Origin of the sequence: Limnoglobus roseus (assembly GCF_008254045.1) — a bacterium.
GTDB classification, from domain to species: Bacteria; Planctomycetota; Planctomycetia; order Gemmatales; family Gemmataceae; genus Limnoglobus; species Limnoglobus roseus.
On the sequence record NZ_CP042425.1, the window covers coordinates 736,950 to 754,105 of the forward strand.

Annotated in this window: 12 protein-coding genes; 5 read left to right on the forward strand and 7 right to left on the reverse strand. The window is 65.5% G+C overall.

The window, feature by feature from the left end; genetic code table 11:
* From PX52LOC_RS02895 to PX52LOC_RS02905, 3 genes are read left to right on the forward strand one after another with little or no spacing between them, the layout of a single operon-like run.
* Positions 1-393: a hypothetical protein gene (locus PX52LOC_RS02895; RefSeq protein ID WP_149108672.1), complete on the forward strand. Its 393-nt coding sequence runs from the start codon at positions 1-3 to the stop codon at positions 391-393.
* Positions 390-3,560: a bifunctional [glutamate--ammonia ligase]-adenylyl-L-tyrosine phosphorylase/[glutamate--ammonia-ligase] adenylyltransferase gene (gene glnE / locus PX52LOC_RS02900; RefSeq protein ID WP_149108673.1), complete on the forward strand. Its 3,171-nt coding sequence runs from the start codon at positions 390-392 to the stop codon at positions 3,558-3,560. The genes PX52LOC_RS02895 and glnE overlap by 4 nt, the downstream gene beginning before the upstream one ends.
* Complete coding sequence (locus tag PX52LOC_RS02905; RefSeq protein WP_149108674.1) at positions 3,557-4,828, forward strand: TIGR02996 domain-containing protein; 1,272 nt, start codon at positions 3,557-3,559, stop codon at positions 4,826-4,828. Before glnE ends, PX52LOC_RS02905 begins: the two co-directional genes overlap by 4 nt.
* A gap of 83 nt (positions 4,829-4,911) precedes the next feature.
* On the opposite strand, the gene PX52LOC_RS02910 is transcribed toward PX52LOC_RS02905, so the two are convergent.
* From PX52LOC_RS02910 to PX52LOC_RS02935, 6 genes are all read right to left on the reverse strand, one after another.
* Positions 4,912-6,759, reverse strand: a complete 1,848-nt coding sequence (locus tag PX52LOC_RS02910; protein WP_149108675.1) for a TIGR03960 family B12-binding radical SAM protein — start codon at positions 6,757-6,759, stop codon at positions 4,912-4,914.
* Positions 6,760-6,852: 93 nt separating this feature from the next.
* Positions 6,853-7,278: a hypothetical protein gene (locus PX52LOC_RS02915; protein WP_149108676.1), complete on the reverse strand. Its 426-nt coding sequence runs from the start codon at positions 7,276-7,278 to the stop codon at positions 6,853-6,855.
* Positions 7,279-7,446: 168 nt separating this feature from the next.
* Complete coding sequence (locus PX52LOC_RS02920) at positions 7,447-8,211, reverse strand: SDR family NAD(P)-dependent oxidoreductase (RefSeq protein WP_149108677.1); 765 nt, start codon at positions 8,209-8,211, stop codon at positions 7,447-7,449.
* Complete coding sequence (locus tag PX52LOC_RS02925) at positions 8,208-9,746, reverse strand: hypothetical protein (RefSeq protein WP_149108678.1); 1,539 nt, start codon at positions 9,744-9,746, stop codon at positions 8,208-8,210. Before PX52LOC_RS02925 ends, PX52LOC_RS02920 begins: the two co-directional genes overlap by 4 nt.
* Positions 9,743-10,672 (reverse strand): peptidylprolyl isomerase, encoded by a 930-nt coding sequence (locus tag PX52LOC_RS02930; RefSeq protein WP_149108679.1) that lies wholly within the window; start codon positions 10,670-10,672, stop codon positions 9,743-9,745. Before PX52LOC_RS02930 ends, PX52LOC_RS02925 begins: the two co-directional genes overlap by 4 nt.
* Positions 10,673-10,811: 139 nt before the next feature.
* Positions 10,812-11,216, reverse strand: a complete 405-nt coding sequence (locus tag PX52LOC_RS02935; RefSeq protein WP_149108680.1) for a hypothetical protein — start codon at positions 11,214-11,216, stop codon at positions 10,812-10,814.
* 417 nt (positions 11,217-11,633) lie between these two features.
* Between PX52LOC_RS02935 and PX52LOC_RS02940 the strand changes: the two genes are divergently transcribed.
* Both PX52LOC_RS02940 and PX52LOC_RS02945 read left to right on the forward strand, forming a co-directional pair.
* Positions 11,634-12,863: a hypothetical protein gene (locus tag PX52LOC_RS02940; protein ID WP_149108681.1), complete on the forward strand. Its 1,230-nt coding sequence runs from the start codon at positions 11,634-11,636 to the stop codon at positions 12,861-12,863.
* Entirely contained in the window at positions 12,860-14,767 is a 1,908-nt protein-coding gene (locus PX52LOC_RS02945; protein WP_149108682.1) for an HTTM domain-containing protein, read from the forward strand. Before PX52LOC_RS02940 ends, PX52LOC_RS02945 begins: the two co-directional genes overlap by 4 nt.
* Positions 14,768-14,909: 142 nt before the next feature.
* Here PX52LOC_RS02945 and PX52LOC_RS02950 read toward each other — a convergent pair whose 3' ends face one another.
* Positions 14,910-17,117: a DUF1549 and DUF1553 domain-containing protein gene (locus PX52LOC_RS02950; RefSeq protein WP_149108683.1), complete on the reverse strand. Its 2,208-nt coding sequence runs from the start codon at positions 17,115-17,117 to the stop codon at positions 14,910-14,912.
* Positions 17,118-17,156 lie beyond the last annotated feature (39 nt).

The window sequence follows — 17,156 nt, forward strand, 5'->3', positions numbered from 1 at the left end:
ATGAGCAACGACGACGCTCTTGGCTTGACTTTGCAACTGGTGCCATCGGAAGGCGAGCCGGATGCTCAACTGCTCAACGATCTGATTCGGCTCGTCAAGCAAGCGATTGTGACGTTCCCACACTCCATGCCTTCAGTCCCGGCCATGCGACCCGCAGATGACGCCGAGCGACAGCCTTTGCTCGGCCTGGAGTCGAAGATCAAGCACCACGTCGAACAGGCGAGCGCGGCAAGTCGCACGCTCGTCGAACAGCGAGCGGTCGCCGCGCAACAGCCGGACGCCGATGCGGAGTTGGCTGAAGAATCGCGAAAGAAAGCTCAGCAAGTCGTCGCGGCCGTTCAGCGGGCTATCATGCGGGGTATCCTCGTGAAGATACCCGACGCGACGCCATGACTCCGAACCTGCCCGCCGTTTCCTTGTCGTCGCTCGGCCCCGAGCGAGCCGCCGCCCTTTCGCCCCTTCTCGCCCGCCTACTGCCGCTCACCGCCGACCCCGCGATGGCGGCGAACAACCTCGAACGCCTGCTCGCCCAGCCGGCCGCGGAACCGTTCCTGCCGGCGCTGCTCGACCCCGCGGGGGGCGGGTTGGAGGTCGTGCTGCAACTGCTCGCCACGTCGCAGTTGTTCGCCGATACGCTTGTGCAGTACCCGGACGCGCTCGAAATCGTCCTGCGGCCGGCCGGGCGGAACCCCTCCACGGCGGAACTCGTTCAGCAGTTGCAAGCGATGATCGAGGCCGCAACTGACAACACGAACGTGCTGCGAGCGTTCCGCCAGTTCCGCCAGACGCAGGTACTGCGCATCGGCATCAACGACGTGATCCGCGACCGGCCGCTCGAGGAGATCACCCGCGACCTCGCGCGCGTGGCCGATGCCTCGATCCAGGTGGCGTTGCAGTCGGCCCTCCGGAGTGTGTCGCGGAAGTTCGGCACACCGATGGCCGGCCGGTCCCCCGCCCGACTGGCAGCCCTCGCCTTCGGCAAACTCGGCGGCGACGAACTCAACTACTCGTCCGACCTCGACCTGATGTTCGTCTACGACGAGGACGGTGAAACGGCCGGCCAGCGCACCAGCACCGTACCGAACGGCGAGTACTTCGCCCGCGTCATCACGGAACTCCTCCGGTTGCTGTCGTCGCACACCGACCGCGGCTTCGCCTACCGCGTCGACCTGCGGTTGCGGCCCGAAGGCAAGACCGGGCCGCTCGCCCGCAGCCTGGCCAGCACGCGCAGTTATTACGACGTGATGGGCCGCACGTGGGAGCGGCAGGCGCTCATCAAGGTACGGCCGTGCGGCGGCGACCTCGACCTCGGCCGCGAATTCGTCGCCGCCGTCGAACCGTTCGTCTACCGGAAGTACTTCAGCTTTTCTGAGATCAACGAGGTGAAGGCCCTGAAGCGGCAGATGGAACTCCGGGCCAACCGAGCCGGCGACGACGACCGCGACGTGAAGACCGGCCGCGGCGGCATCCGCGACATCGAGTACACGGTGCAGTTCCTCCAACTGCTCAACGGCGGCGACCTGCGAGCCGTCCACCAGCGGAACACGCTCCTCGCCCTGGAAAGCCTGGAGATCGCCGGGTGCCTGACCGGCAACGAGAACTATATTCTCGCCGATGCCTACCGCTTCCTGCGGAAGACCGAGCACCGCCTGCAACTGCTCTTTGACCTCCAAACCCACCGCCTGCCGGCAGGCGAAGCGGAACTGACCAAGTTGGCCCTCCGCATGGGGTACGGACAAGTGCGGAGTGAGCCGGAAGTGCGGAGTGAGCCGGAAGTGCGGAGTGAGCCGGAGGTGCGGACCGCGGAGCGCGGACCGCGGATTGAAAACGAAGTGTTGGATTTGCGATCCGAGCTCCGGGCGACGAATCCCCCGCTGACGGCCCAGCGGCGGTCGCCGCTGGACGAGACGAACGACCGCCCGTTGTTGCAGACGCGGACGCTGCTCGTCGAGCCGTTGGAATTGTTCCTGGCCGACCTCCATGACAAGACCGGCCGCGACCGGGTGATCCTCGACCACTTGTTGCACCAGACGTTCGCGAACGAACAGGGCGAGGCGGAACCGGAATCGGACCTGATCCTCGACCCGGACGCCGACGATGCCACCGTGCGAGCCGTCCTCGGCCGGTACCCGTTCCGCGACGTGGCCGAGGCGTACCGGAACCTGTCACGGCTGGCGCACGAGTCGGTGCAGTTCCTCTCGCACCGCCGCTGCCGGCACTTCCTCGCGAGCATCGCCCCGCAACTGCTGCGAGCCGTCGCCGAGACGCCGGACCCGGACGCGGCCCTGAACAGCCTGGAGCAAGTCACCGCCTCGCTCGGTGCGAAGGCCGTGTTGTACGAACTGTTCAGCTTCAACCCGGCCACGCTGAAACTGTACGTCGATCTGTGCGCGGGCAGCCCGTTCCTGTCGGGGGTGCTCATCAACAACCCCGGCATGGCCGACGAACTGCTCGACACGCTAGTACTGAACCAGGCGAGAACGGCCGAGGAACTCCGCGATGAGTTGAACGAACTGCTCCGCGGGGCGACCGACCCGGACCCGATCTTGCACAGCTTCCGGGACAAGGAACTGCTCCGCATCGGCGTGGCCGACCTGCTCGGCAAGACGCCGGTGCGGGAGACGACGGCCGCCCTCAGCGACCTGGCCGACACGGTGCTGAACGCCGTCTGTGACCTCGTCGAGCCGCAGGTGCAATTGCGGTACGGGCGGGTGACGCCGGGCTGTCACTACGCGATCATCGGCCTCGGCAAGCTCGGCGGTCGGGAGATCAGTTACCACAGTGACCTCGACCTGATGCTGGTCTATTCCGAAGACGGCACGACCACCCGCGACGACCCCGGTGACACGACGACGAACCAGCACTACTTCACGGAACTGCTGCAAAAGGTGATCCAATCGCTGAGCCGCGTGGGGCCGCAGGGCCGGCTGTACGCCGTAGACGTGCGGCTGCGGCCGACCGGCAAGTCGGGCAGCCTCGTGCTGCCGCTGACTGAGTTCGAGCGGTACTTCTCGGAAGAGGGCTGCCAACTGTGGGAACGGCAGGCCATGACGCGGGCGCGTATCGTCCGCGGCAGTTCGCGGTTCGCGGAGCCGATTCGCACGTCCGCCCTCGGCCCGGCATGGTGCCCGGACTGGGCGGGCGAGATTCGGGCGATGCGAACGAAGCTCGAAGCGAAGGCCGGAGCGCACAACGTCAAGCGCAGCCGCGGCGGCCTTACGGACGTGGAGTTCCTGGTGCAGTGGCAGCAACTGAAGCACGGCCGCGACCGCCCGGAAATCCTGCAGCCGAACGTGTGGGACGCCCTCGACGCCCTGCACGCGGCCGGCCTGATCGCCGACGACACCGCGGTGACGCTGCACGCGGGGTACTCGTTCCTGCGGTCGGTGGAAGCCCGGCTGCGGATCGTGACCGACCGGCCGCTGATCGAACTGCCGGAATCGCGGGAGGAGTGCGAAAAGCTCGCCCGGCGGCTCGGCTTCGAATCGAGCGCGAAGTTCCTGGCGGAAGTGGACCGCGTGATGGCCGAGATCCGAGCCGTGTTCGGGGCGTTGACATGACCGACCGCGAAGCGTTCATCACCGCGATTGCCGCCGACCCGGACGCCGACGCGCCGCGGCTGGTGTACGCCGACTTCCTGGAGGAGCACGGCGACGCCGCCCGCGCCGGCTTCATCCGTGACCAAGTGCGGCTCGCGAAGCTGCGGCCCGACAGCGACGAGTACCGCCAACTCTTCCGCCGCACGGCCGACACGCTGAGGGCGAACCTGCCGGCGTGGATTCAGAGCCTGTGCGACCGCTTTGGCTCTCCCACTAATTGGAAGCCGATCCGTCAGCCCGGCCGAGGGCTGCATGTGGAAATTGTCGCCGGCCCTGTCCCGCGTGGGTTTGCGGACGTACGAGACGTATTACAAGCGGTTTCTTTTGATCGCGGATTCATTGTTAGCCTGAGCGGCCTGTTTCTAACGAAAGAGGACGTGATGCAACTGGCCGAAACGCTCTGTGAGAACCCGATCACCCGCCTTTCTTTGGGACCAGTCGATCCGACCGTATGGAATACGGCCGCAGTCGCCCCGTTGAACCAAATTCGTTCGTTGATCCTACGCAAGCCGCTCAATGCCGACGTGACATTGAGGGTGTTCTCCGAATGGCCGTGGCCGAATTTCCAACGCCTTTCGTTGGTCCGATCAACGGCGGAAAGCATAATGGCCCTGTGCCAAACCCCCGTTGCGAAGCGGCTCGTCGGCATGCGAATGGAACTCAACCGGCAAGCCATCGCAGCACTTAATCGCTTTCCGCTCGATGACCGCCTTCAAGAATTCGCGGTGTCCCGACCGGAATACGCGCTCAATCATGCGGAACGACAGCAAGCCGTAACGCAACTTCAAGCGGTCGCCTTCCGCCCCACGCTCAAACGGCTCGACCTGACCGGCTGCACGATCGGCGACCGCGGGCTGGCGACGTTCGCCCGCGGCGACGTGTGGATTCGCCTGAAGGCCCTGGTGCTGGACCGCAACCGGTTCGGCGACCCCGGCTGGCGGGACTTCGTTCGCAGTCGCCGCACGCCGGAGCTGAAGTTGCTGAGCGCGAGCCGGAACTTCATGACGAACGACGGAGCCGTTCGGCTCGCTCAATCGCCGCTCGCCGCGACGCTGGAGTACGTGGACCTACGCGGCAACCGCATCGACGGCAAAGGCGCCCTCGCGTTGGCTCGGGCACTCGGCGACAGTCCGCTGAAGAAGTTGCTGCTGGCCGGCAACCCAATCCGCGAGAAGGATGCCGAGATGGTGCGGAAGATTCTCGGCGAGAGGGTGGACATCGGCGGGTAGGGTAACGCAAAGCCCACCCGTCGCGACGGGTGGGCTTTCAGTCCCTCCCGTTTGCGGGAAGGATCAATTCAGCAGCAAGTCTGTCACCCCCCGCAGCCGGTCGGCTCGCCGCCGACGGCGTCGGCCATCACCTTCAGTTGGATCACGCTCCGCTCTTGTTCTTTCTCCAGGTACGCCCGGCCCTTCTTCACGTTGACATGGTCCCACGGCAGGCGCTCGCCCATCGGCCGTTGGCGGTGGCTGTAGAACGGCACGTCGATGTTGCAGTCGCGGAATGCCTTCCACCACAACTCGGCGTTGAAGCACTCCCGCCAGCCGTCCATGCGGGCGCCACGCTTCCAGGCTTCGTAGAGGCCCGGCGACACGCGGCGGTCGCCGCGGGTGAGGATGCCTTCCAGCAAGCTCGTCTCGATGTCGTGCTGCTTCACCTTCACCGTCTTCATCCGCTTCTTGCGGTGCAGGTAGTCGCCGGCCCAGTGGAAATATTCTCGGCTGGCCATGCCGTTCCACTGGTACGGCGTATGCGGCTTCGGCACGAAGTTCGACACGCTGGCCGTCACGTCCTTGTACCGGCCAGTGACTTCGCGGCTGATCTGGCCGATCGTCTCGGCCATCTCGACGATGCCATCGAGATCGACTTCGCGCTCGCCGGGTAGGCCGCAGAGGAAGTAGAGCTTCACCTTCTGCCAGCCGTTCTTGAATGCCTCGCGGCAGCCGACGTACAGGTCCTCGTTCTTGATCCGCTTGCGGATCTGTTCGCGCATGTCGTCGCGGGCGACTTCGGGGGCGAGCGTCAGACCGGCCTTCCGCACGCCCTGGATCAGGCTCGGCAGACTGCGGAGTTGGTGGTTGATGCGAAGGCTCGGCAGCGACACGTTCACACCCAGCGGCGTGAAGACTTCGTGCATCCGCTTAACCAACTCTTCGAAGTGCGGGTAGTCGCTGGTGCTGAGCGAGAGCAGGCTGATCTCGTTCGTGCCGGTGTTGCGGTAGGTTTCGAGGGCCGACTGCACGATCATCTCGACCGACCGCATCCGCAGCGGCCGCTTGATGACCGTGCTCTGGCAGAACCGGCACTGGTGCGGGCAGCCGCGCATGATCTCGATGGCAAGGCGGTCGTGCGGCGTTTGCACGAACGAGACGACCGGCTTCGTCGGCAGCGGGATCGCGTCGAAGTCACAGTTGATCGTGCAGGAGGCAATCTCCGTCGGCACGTCCGACCGCGTGCGGTTGACGGCCGCGATGGTGCCGTCGGCGTGGTAGTCGAATTCGTAGAAGACCGGGGCATACGCCCACGGGCTGCACGCGGCGACTTCCGCGAGCATCTCCAGCCGGCGGCGGTATGTGTTGTCGCCGTCGCGGATCGCGCGTTCCTTCAACTCGACCCACTTGTTCATCACGTGCGGCAGCGATTGTTCGCCGTCGCCGATGATGAAGAGATCGACGAACGGCGCGAGCAACTCCGGGTTCTGCGCGCCGGGGCCGCCGGCGATTACGAGCGGATCGCTCACGAGCCGTTCGTTCGACCAGACGGGGATGCCGCCGAGGTCGAGCATGTTCAACAAGTTCGTGTAGCAGACTTCGTACTGAAGGCTGAAGCCGACGACGTCGAACTGGTGCAACGGCGTGAACGTCTCCAAGCCGTAGAGCGGCAGGCCGCCATTGCGCAGCACGCCCTCGAAGTCGAGCCACGGAGCGAACGCGCGTTCGCAGGCCCACTGCGGGTCGTTGTTCATGATCGTGTAGAGCACCTGCAACCCGTGGTGGCTCATGCCGATCGTGTACGCATCGGGGAACGCGAGGCAGAGTTTGCCGCGGACTTGACGGTGGTCCTTCACGACGCTGTTGATCTCGCCGCCGACGTACTGGGCGGGAGTCTTCACCCGCGGCAGGTGACGAACGACTTCATCCTTGAGCGTGGTGTTCAGCATCGCGGCAGACTCCGGGTGTGGCAGCAGTCATCATAGACGGAAAAAGCCCACCCGTCGCGACGGGTGGGCTTTCGGGTTGTTCGTGAAAAGCCGTTACAGCCGGTCGAAGCGGTGAACGAGGCGGCGGCTGTTAATGTCGAGGGCTTCGAGGATGCCGATGACGGGTTCGAGCGGAATCGAGTTCGCCTTCGCCCAACAGATGATGTTCAGGTTTTCTTGCCCGCACTTCAGGCGGTCGAGGATGGGGCCGATCAGGTCTTGCTGATCCTGGAACTGCTGTTCGAGAAGGCCGAAATCACCGCGGTCGAGTTCGATCCAGAAACACTTGCCTTGCAGGTGTTCGAGCCACTTGGCCCGGAGGTAGCCGGTCCAGTGGACGCGGACCCAATTTTGGATGGCAGTTTCGCCGAGGTCGTAGCCAACTTTTTCGCTCTCGATCCACTTGAACTTGGCTTCTTCGCCGCGACAGTGGTCGTGAATGCTTTGCTTGGGAACGTTCGCGGGTGCAGTGGCGGTCATCCGTGGCACGGCTGCGGGGTCGCAGCTCACCTCACCAGTATTCATGGCAACCATGGTACACGAGCCGTTGAGGAGAGGAACGGATCGCACCCCCCGACCACGCATCGGCGGGATGAATTAGGAATTATTCATTATACTAGACGAATTACACGTCGGGCAAGTTCCATTTTACTTCGCGGTATATCCGCCGTCCACGAATAGCGTGGTGCCGGTCACATAACTGCCCGCGTCGCTCGCTAACATTAACGCTGGGCCGACCAGTTCTTGCGCCTGCGCCCACCGGCCGAGGGCGGTGTGGTCCGCAAATGCTTGTTTTTCCCCATCGGACAGTACGGACATCGGCAAATCGGTCAAAAATGGCCCGGGAGCCAGGCAATTCACGGTAATTCCGAAAGGCCCGAGGTCCAGGGCGGACGCCCGCGTGAAGCCCATCAGGGCCGATTTCGTGGCGGAGTATACATTTCGTCCCGCCTTTGAAACTTGTCCAAAAATGGACGAAATGTGAATCACCCGCCCCCATTTGCGCTCCTTCATCTGCGGTACGAGCGCCCGCGTGATCGCCATGCACGACGACAGGTTCACCTCGATCAGGCGGTCCCACACGTCGTCGCTGATCTCGTCGACCGGTTGCGGGTGGTTCGTCCCGGCGTTGTTAATGACGATGTCGATCTTGCCCATCTTCGCCAGAGCGTCGGCGGCCATTTGTTTGACCTGCTCGCGGTCGGCCATGTCGCAGACGAAGTACGCCCCGCAGCGGTGGATGCCGAGCAGAATCTTGTCCAGCGAACTCTTGAGCTGTTCCTCGGTGCGGGCCGCGATGACGATGTCCGCCCCTGCCTCGGCCAGCCCGCGGGCCATCGCCAGGCCGAGGCCCTTGTTGCCCCCGGTGACGAGGGCGACTTTGCCGGTCAGATCGAACAAGGGGAGTTTCATGGAAACGCTCGGTGAGGGGCCGGCTCGCGGAGTTGGTACCAGGTCCCGCGGTCGTGACGCTCGACCGCGGCGTACTCGGTGTCCAGAATCTGTTGGAGTTCAGGATACCGATTTTGAACCAGCCGGTCGTACCCGTGCGGCGAACCGGCGACGAAAACCGCGACGGGCTTCGCCCGCCGAACCTGTTCGATCAAACGGTTGCGGAGTTCCTGGTGGTAGAGTTCGACCGACCATCCGCTGATCGCCACGGCGGGCCGGCGGGTCGCCTCCCAGTACACGAGCGGATCGCCGATGACCAAGATCGCGCCGGTCGGCGCGTCGGGCCGCGTGGCCCAGGCCGCTAATTCGCGGGCTTCGCGGTAGGCTTGCCCGGCGGCGAACCGGGCGGCAGCCCGACCTGCGGCCGAGAAGCCGCCGCCGTGCCGCAGGAGTCGCAGGTAGGCGTTGGCCCCGTGGCCGCAGGTCGGGGCCAACGCCAGCAGCACGCACGCCAACAGGACGACGCCTTCCCGCCGCGTCAGGTGCGGGCTTACGCGCTGCCAGATCGCGGGCCACGTATAGGCTGCCAGGACGCACGTCGGCACGCCCGGCAGGAGGACGTGGTACGTCCACCACGACCACGTTTGCACGAGGATCACGCTCGCACTCGCCCCGATCACGAGCCACAGGGCCACGACGAACGGGTCACGGCCCTGCCGAAGTCGGCACCAACTGCCGAGAACCACCGCGGCGAAGACAGCGGAGTAAAGCTCCATTCCCCAGCGGACCGTACCCGCCAGTCGGTCGAACCCGGCCGGTTCCGCCGCGGCCCGCATCCCGCGGGAATCGACGAACAGCGTTCGCAACATCGGCGTCAGCGCATCGTGGGCGGCGAAGTAGCCGCACACCGCGCCGAGGACGGCGGCCACCCCGAGTGCGAGGAACGCCACCCACTCCGCGGCCGCCCGCCACCCGCGTTCGCGGACCACCACGTACAGCAAGTAACCCCAGCCGACGGCGAGGCACACGCCGAACAGTAACTTAAACGCGAGAACAACCCCGCCGGCGACGCCCGCAAGGCCGGCGGCCCGCGGCGTCCGGCGACTCGCGGCCCAGATCGCGACGACCAACGGGAACGCGACCAACCCTTCGACTTTCGTCAGTTGCGACGGGTCCGAGCACGCCGGCCAAAAATACCCGATGCCAACGAGGACCGCCGGTGCGAGCGGCCAACGGGTAAGACCGTAAGCCCGGCGGACGATCTCACTGACGGCCGCGACGAACGCGAGCCAGTACAGCCACTCGAAGAGGTGGATGCCGTCCTCGGTGAACCCGAGGCACGCCCCGGCGGCAGTGTAAAAGGCGTAGATGCCGGGATTCGTCACGTCCCAGTAGTCGCGGTACAGCACCGCCCCTGCGGCCAGTTCTCGGGCGAATATCGCGAAGAGCGCCTGGTCGCCCCGGAACGGTGTCCCCGCCGCCGGCCACCCCGCCAGCACCATGACGCTGAGAATCGCAATTGCCGAACGAACACGGCCGCCGGCGGTGGGCGTCATGGCAGGGTCACCTCAATCTTGGCGTCCTTGCGCAGTTTCGCGAGTAGACTCTGGCGGATTTCGTCCGCGTACACGTCGCGAACCTGATCGACGACCTTCTCGAACGCCACCGGGGTGCCGGCCTTGCGGGCCGTGACCAGGATCAGGTGCAAACCGTCGTCGCAGGCGACCACGTCGCTGATCTCGTTGGGCTTCAGGGCGAACGCGGCCGCCGCGAACGGCTCGTCCACGATCGCGTCCTTCCGGGTGATGTAGCCGAGGTCGCCGCCAGTGCGGGCCGTCGGGCAGACGGAGTGCTTTTTCGCCGCCGACGCGAAGTCGATCTTGCCCGCCAGAATGTCCAACCGCAGTTGTTTGAGCTTCTCCATCGCCACCGCTTGCTCGCCCGCGGGGGCGGTCGGCCCGAGCCGCAGGACGATGTGCGAGACCCGCACCGTGGCGTTCTCGAAGAACACGCGGTTCGCCTCGAAGTACTTCTTCAGTTCCGCCTCGGTCGCCTTCTGGTCGATCAGCCGTTGCAGTTGGATCACGCGGGTCCACCCGTCGCGAACCTGTTGTTCCGTCTGGCCGGTTTCCTTGAGGTGGTCCGCGAGCGTCTTCTTCTGCTTCCGCAGGCTGGCGGCCACCCCCTGCATGTACTTGTCGAGGTCCGCCGGCGGAACCTGTGGGCCGTGCTGCTTCAGGAATTGCGTGAGCAACTGTAGGTCGATGAGGTCGTTGAGGACTTCCGCCCGAAGTTGCTTGGCCTGGGCCGTCGTCAAGGGGGCGTCCACGGGCGAGTGCCGTTTCAGCATCGCGTCGACTTCATCGAGGCGAATCGGTTCGCCGTTAACCGTGGCGGCGACAGATGTTGCCGGCTTGGCCTGGGCGAGAAGGGCGGGGGCGAAGACCAACAGCGTCACCGACGCGACGATCCCTCGCGGCATGGCAAATCTCCCGGCAGAGTCGTGGCAGAGGCCGAGGGGTATAGCCGGGGGCGGGGGCGACTGCAACAGGATAATGCGGCCGCAAAAACGAAACAAGGGGGCCGGCTGGCCCCCTTGTTCGCTCGATTCAAAGAGAATCTTACGATTCCTTCTTCGGCGCGTCCTTCTTCGGGGCTTCCACCGGGGCCGGCATGGCCTTCGGGGCTTCCGCCGTCGGGGCCGGCGTCACGATCGGAGCGCCGGGCAGCGCACAAGGCGAGCTCGGGGTGCCGCACGGGGCCGGGGCGTCGCAGCCGCCACAGGCCGGGGCCGGAGCCGGAACCGAACAGGTGTCGCAGGCCGGGGCGACCGTGCCGCCACAGCAACCGCTGTTGTGCTTGTGGCGCAGGCCGCTGAACAGGCCGCCGCCGCCGCAGCAGCCGCTGCTGTGCTTGGCGAACAGGCCCACGTGTGGGGTGCCGCCGCAGCAGCCGTCACCCTTTTTGCCGAACGAAGCCACGTCGCCCGACGACGCCACCGCCATCATCATAACCATGCTGTACATGTGCTGAACCTCGGTGAGAGTAACACTTCCGCCAAGCCGCGACGTGTGCGTTAAGCTGGAGAGTCCAGCGAATCCGCCGCAACCAGGTAAGCTGGCGTAGTGGGATGGTATAGGCTCGCGCGACCATGTCAACCGGAATTTGGGGGCTTTGCCGGTGGCGGCGGGATTTGTAGCGGACTCACCGATTTTAACGCCTCGACGGCCCCATACCACTCTTGGACAGCCGCAGAAACGGTGCCTGAAACCCGTCGGCACCGATTTTAACGTCTCGACGGAACACGTGTACTTCGGGCGTCAACGAAATCGAAATCGGACCGTACTGTCCTCTGTATGACCGCCGTCGTCGGGTATCTTAACCACGCCGGCAGGGATTGCCGCCCTTTCCCTGTCGCGCTCTGTGTGTCCACGGAGTGCTCCATGCTTGAATTACCTTTGCCGATCGACCCCAATCCGCCGCCGGAACCCCGGCGGGTATACACCGTCGCCGGAATCGGCCTCGCGGTGACAGCCGTGGCCGCCGCCCTGGGCATCGCCCTGGATGCGTCCGGCAGCGGGGGGGGGCCGTCGGCCCTCAGTGCCTTCCGCCTGGTCCTGGTCGCGGGCGGCACGCTGACCGTCGGCGCGGCCGTGTCGATGCGGGCCACGCTCCCGCTCGTCTGGCTTTTCGGAGCGGGGGCGGCGTTCTTGGCGTCGTTCGGTCTGCCGGAACACTGGGACTCGGCCCGGATGCTCGCCCGCGTGACGGTGTACGCGGCCCTCACGGGAGCATTGTTGGCCTGGGCCCCGGTGAAGTTCCGCTACGCGGCCGTCTCGCTGGCCGTGGTCTACCACTTCTTCGGCATCTTCCTGGCGACCACCTGGCCCGACCCGACGCCGTGGTTCACGCAGCAAGTCGGCACGCGGGTTTACCTGCCGTACATCCAGTTCATGTACCTGAAGAACGCCTACCACTTCTACTCGCCGGAGCCGGGGTCTGCGAGCCACCTGTTCTGCCTCGTCGTGTACGACGCCACCGACCCACAGACCGGGAAGCCGGAGGCGAAGTGGGTGACGATGCCCAGCCGCGAGCACAACTGGAAAGACCCGATGGGCCTGAGTTACTTCCGCCGGCTGTCGCTGACGGAGCAGGCGAGCGGGAGCATGCCGCAGTTGAACCCGCAGTCGGACGAGTGGCGGGACATTAACGCCCGTCGGCGGGCCGTCGCGCAGGGGGCGCAGCCGAACGTGGCGGAAATCCCGCTCGCCCCGCTCGACACCGACCCGAACCAGTACCGGATGCCGCGGTACGACATCTCCCGGTACCTGCTGCCGTCCTATGCGGCGCACCTGATGCACGCCTATTCCACCCCCGAGAAGAAGGTGGCGAGCGTGAAGATTTACCGGCTCGATCACCCGATCCCGAACCTGTACCAGTTCAGCCAGGAGAACTGGAACCCGCACCACCCGATCGGCTTCAAGCCGTTCTACCTCGGCGAGTTCGTGCCGACCGGCGACGGGGACGCCGTGCTGAAGGACAAGCAAGACCCGATGCTCTACTGGATGACGCCAATCCTGCCGAAGCTCCGGGACGCGAAGGGCCGGGAGTACGAAGACTTCATGAGCAAGCACGCGAAGTACGAGTTCAACTGGGAAGCGAGGATGCCATGACCCCCACCCCGGACACGACGCCGAAAAACGCCTGGACCCGCTTCTGGTTCACGCCGACCGACCCGACGACCCTCGGCTTCATGCGGATCGTCACCGGCCTGCTCATCCTGTACGTCCACAGCGTCTACTGCCTGGACCTGTACGCCTACTTCGGCAAGCACGGCTGGTACTCGCTCTCCGAAGTGGACAAGGAGCGGCACGAATCGCCGACCGTCATCCCGCCGATGTTCGGCCCGGAGGCGTGGCAGGACTACGTGCCGAACGGCCGCGTGCCGATCTTCCCGCACCGGCTCGAAGCGGTGATGAAGTTTATCCGCAAGGTCGACGCCGATCCGGCCGTCCGCAAGGGACAGTTGGCGTACCTGATCCGCATTCAGAACGAGGTGTTGAAGTCAAGTCAGCCGCCGACGACGGTGAACCCGGCCACCGGCCTGTACGCGATGAATATGTCGGCCCACCTGCCCCGCAACTACGCGGCGGTGCCGAACGAGGCCCTCGACTACCTCAACTCCTTCTACACGGCCGAGAAGGTCCGCGGACCGCAACTCGACGCCTTCGTTAACCCGGCCCTGCGGTCGCCGAAGGACCGCGTGCCCCCGGCGTTCCTCAACGACCTCGATCAAACCGGCCCGAACAGCCGCGAAGCCGTGCGACACGAGATCGAGCAGTTCCTCGCCGTCCTTGCGACCGATTCGACACAGCGGAAGTACGTGATCGACCACCTGGTCGAGACTGGCTTCCAGAACCGCCAATCGCTTCTGGAGTTCTTGCTCAACCTGCCCGCCGACGCCGCCGAGCGCGAGCGGCAGACCGCGTACCTGGAGAAGTGGGGTGCCGAAGAGCACAAGGCGTACAGCCGGGGGAACGCGACGTTCTCGCTGTGGTACCACATCTCCGACCCGACCGAGATGGCCGTCGCCCACGGCGTGATCCTGGTCGTCATGGTCCTGTTCACCATCGGCCTGTTCACCCGCGTCACGTCGGTGCTGACGTGGCTGGCGGCCGTCGGCTACATCCAGCGGACGCAGCAAGTGCTCTTCGGCATGGACACGATGATGAACCTGCTGCTGATCTACCTGATGATCGGCAGCAGCGGGGCGGCCCTGTCGGTAGACCGGCTGATCGCCCGCTACCGGGCGTCGCGGAACAGCCTTCGCCGGACCGGCGGCCTCGACGGCCCGACGCGGGCGTTTCTGGCCGCCCCACCGAAGTCGGTCGTGGCCGGGTTCGCCCTGCGGTTGGTGCAGTTCCACTTCTGCATCATCTACCTCGCGGCCGGCATGTCGAAGCTCCAGGGCGGGTCGTGGTGGAACACGAACGCCTTCTGGGACACGATGGCCAACCCCGAGTTCACGCTGATCCACTTCCGCTGGTACGAGGACTGGCTGCGCTTCATGGTGCAGCACCGCATCGTGTACGCATGTATGGCCGGGTTCATGGTGGTGTTCACGTTCGTGATGGAACTCGGCCTGCCGTTCCTAATCTGGGGCCGCCTGCGGCCGTACTACGTGGTGCTGAGCGCCCTGTTCCACTTCGGCATCTCGCTGAGCATGGGCCTGAACCTGTTCGGCCTGTTCATGATGACGCTAGTGCTGTCGTTCGTCCCCGGCGCGGCGATCCGCAGTCAACTCCGCGGCGGCCCGAATCTGCCGCGCGGCCGGATCGACTTCGACCCGAAGCAGGAGGCGCACGAGAAAGCCGCCGCCGCCGCGGTGATGGCCGACACCGACGGGCAATTGGATTTGGCCCCCGGCGAGGGGAAGGCTTACGCGGTGACGGTCAACGGCCAGGAATCGACCGGGGCGGCCGTGCCGACGGCGCTGTTCGGCACCTTGACACTGCTGAAGCTGGCCCGCGTGCTGAAGTGGGTGCCAGGGGTGAAGGGCCTGTTCGGGGTGAAGTGAACCGAGAGCTTCCTCGCGAATTAACGGCGAGCGGCCCGGCGTGAGCGGGCCGTGTCTGATACGCCCAGACACGGCCCGCTCACGCCGGGCCGCTCGCCGTTGCGAGAGTACGGTACGCACGGTGGGAGGGATGCCATCGGTTTTACTTCACGTACACGAACTCGTTCGAGTTCAGCACCGCGAGGCACACGTCGGCCAACGCCGCGAGTTCGGCCACGTCCGCGCCATCCGGAATCACCTTCGGCAAACTCACAGGCTGTCGCGCCAACAATCGCCCCCGAATCTCCTCGGCCTGCACGCTGAAAAACGCGGTCATCGTCTTCAACTCGGCCGCCGTTGGCTCGCGGCCGATCGCCCGGCGGTAGAGCAGTGTCAGCCGTGCGTCGCCCTTCTCGCGCATCAGCAACGCGGCCAACTCGCGGCTCTGCTCATTCGCGAACGGACCGTTCATCAGGATCAACGCCTGCGGCGCGAACGTGCTGACGTTGCGGCCGGTACACGGCGTCAGCGTGTCGGGTTGGTCGAACGCTTCGAGGATCGGCAGCCGCACGTTCCGCTTCGCGAACAGGTAGAGGCTCCGCCGCGTGTGCTGCTTCGCGTCGCGGGTGACGGGCCAGAGGCCGTCGGGTTCCCCCTCGGTGAAGATCAAGTCGTAGACTTCCGGCTCCAACGGCACGCGAACGCTCCGCCCGCCGACCTCGCGGTTGAGCGTGCCGGCCGCCGTCAGAATCGCATCGCGGATCGCCTCCGCGTCCAACCGCTTGCGGTTCTGCCGACCGAGCAATCGGTTGTCCGGGTCGGCCGGGTTTGGTTTCACGGCGGAGGTTTGGTGATACGCCTCCGACATCACGATGAGCTTGTGGACGTGCTTCAGCTTCCAGTCGTGGTCCATCAGTTCGCACGCCAACCAGTCGAGCAGTTCCGGGTGGCTCGGCGGGTCGCTGGTGACGCCGAAATCGTTGACGGTGCGGACAATGCCCGTGCCGAAGTAGTGGCTCCAAAGACGGTTCACAATGACGCGAGCGGTAAGTGGTTGCTCCGACGACGTGAACCACTCGGCCAACTGCGTGCGGTTCGTCGGCGGGGGGCCATCGTGAGTCAGCACACGCGGGAAGGCCATCGACACGGCCGGCCCTTTCTTCGAAGCATCGCCGCGCCGCAAGACATGGGTCGGCGGTCGCTTCTCGGCATCGGCGATGGCCCACGCCTGCGCCGGCCGCGCCGGTCGCTCGGCTTCGAGGTCGAAGAGTTGTTGCCGAAGGGCATCACGTTTCGCCTTCTCGCCCGGCGGCATGGCGTTCAGCACGTCGTCCCACGCGACCTTGATCGCCGGCTGAATCTCTTTCACCAATCGCTTTTGCTCGGCCGTTCGCTTGTCCGGGTCGGCCTTCAGTGCCTCGCGAAAGTGGGGGGCCACCGCCGCGATTTTCGCCGTGACGACTTTCGCCCGGACCGGGAAGTCGATTTCTTCGACCTGCTTCTTGACCACGCCGATCCGCTTCGCGAGCGCCGCCGTGGACTTGTCGAACGCCCCCGCCTCGCCGTCCGTCGCCAAGTTCACGTCACGGTACTCGGCGGCGGCAAAGAACGCCTGCACGCGATAGTAGTCGGCCGTGGAGATCGGGTCGGTCTTGTGGTCGTGGCAGCGGGCACATTGCAGCGTGAGACCGAGGACGGCCGCCCCAACGCCGTTGACCATCTCGGTGAGGGACTCTTGGCGGATCATCTCGCGGTCGAGGTTGCCGCTGACCATGTGGGCCGGGCCACAGCGGTGCATCCCGGTGGCGATCCACAGGTCGGCCACCTCCCGCGGTTCCTTGCCGGCCGCGAGTTCGTCCCCGGCGATCTGCTCGCGAAGGAACGTGCTGTACGGCTTGTCGACGTTGAAGCTCCGTGCGACATAATCACGGTACCGCCAGGCGTCCGGCCGGTCGGCGTCGAGTTCGTAGCCGTTAGATTCGGCGAACCGCACCACGTCGAGCCAGTGCGTCGCCCACCGCTCGCCAAAGTGTGGCGACGCGAGCAGGCGGTCCACGACCGTCTCGTAAGCCTGCGGCGAAGGGTCAGCGACGAAATCGTCGATCTCCTTCAGCGTGGGCGGCAGGCCGGTGAGGTCGAAGGTGACGCGGCGGATCAGCGTGAGTTTGTCGGCGGTCGGCGAGAGCGTGGTTTTCGCCCGGATGAAGGAGTCGATCGAACTGACCCCCGACCCCTGACCCCTGACCCCTGCCTTCCGAGGCGGCACGAACGACCAGTGTGCCCGGTCCTCAGCGGTGATTTCGGGTTCCTTCACCTTCTCTTGCGCGAGGGTGAGGGTCGGCAGGAGTAGCACGAGGACAATCGAGCGCATGGAGAACCCACCAGGCCATCGGGACGGTTCCACGATAGC

Excerpts from the sequence above, each read along its gene's own strand:
- PX52LOC_RS02895 (WP_149108672.1), top strand. The coding sequence starts at position 1 with ATGAGCAACGACGACGCTCTTGGCTTGACTTTGCAACTGGTGCCATCG.
- glnE (WP_149108673.1), top strand. The coding sequence starts at position 390 with ATGACTCCGAACCTGCCCGCCGTTTCCTTGTCGTCGCTCGGCCCCGAG.
- PX52LOC_RS02905 (WP_149108674.1), top strand. The coding sequence starts at position 3,557 with ATGACCGACCGCGAAGCGTTCATCACCGCGATTGCCGCCGACCCGGAC.
- PX52LOC_RS02910 (WP_149108675.1), bottom strand. The coding sequence starts at position 6,759 with ATGCTGAACACCACGCTCAAGGATGAAGTCGTTCGTCACCTGCCGCGG.
- PX52LOC_RS02915 (WP_149108676.1), bottom strand. The coding sequence starts at position 7,278 with ATGACCGCCACTGCACCCGCGAACGTTCCCAAGCAAAGCATTCACGAC.
- PX52LOC_RS02920 (WP_149108677.1), bottom strand. The coding sequence starts at position 8,211 with ATGAAACTCCCCTTGTTCGATCTGACCGGCAAAGTCGCCCTCGTCACC.
- PX52LOC_RS02925 (WP_149108678.1), bottom strand. The coding sequence starts at position 9,746 with ATGACGCCCACCGCCGGCGGCCGTGTTCGTTCGGCAATTGCGATTCTC.
- PX52LOC_RS02930 (WP_149108679.1), bottom strand. The coding sequence starts at position 10,672 with ATGCCGCGAGGGATCGTCGCGTCGGTGACGCTGTTGGTCTTCGCCCCC.
- PX52LOC_RS02935 (WP_149108680.1), bottom strand. The coding sequence starts at position 11,216 with ATGTACAGCATGGTTATGATGATGGCGGTGGCGTCGTCGGGCGACGTG.
- PX52LOC_RS02940 (WP_149108681.1), top strand. The coding sequence starts at position 11,634 with ATGCTTGAATTACCTTTGCCGATCGACCCCAATCCGCCGCCGGAACCC.
- PX52LOC_RS02945 (WP_149108682.1), top strand. The coding sequence starts at position 12,860 with ATGACCCCCACCCCGGACACGACGCCGAAAAACGCCTGGACCCGCTTC.
- PX52LOC_RS02950 (WP_149108683.1), bottom strand. The coding sequence starts at position 17,117 with ATGCGCTCGATTGTCCTCGTGCTACTCCTGCCGACCCTCACCCTCGCG.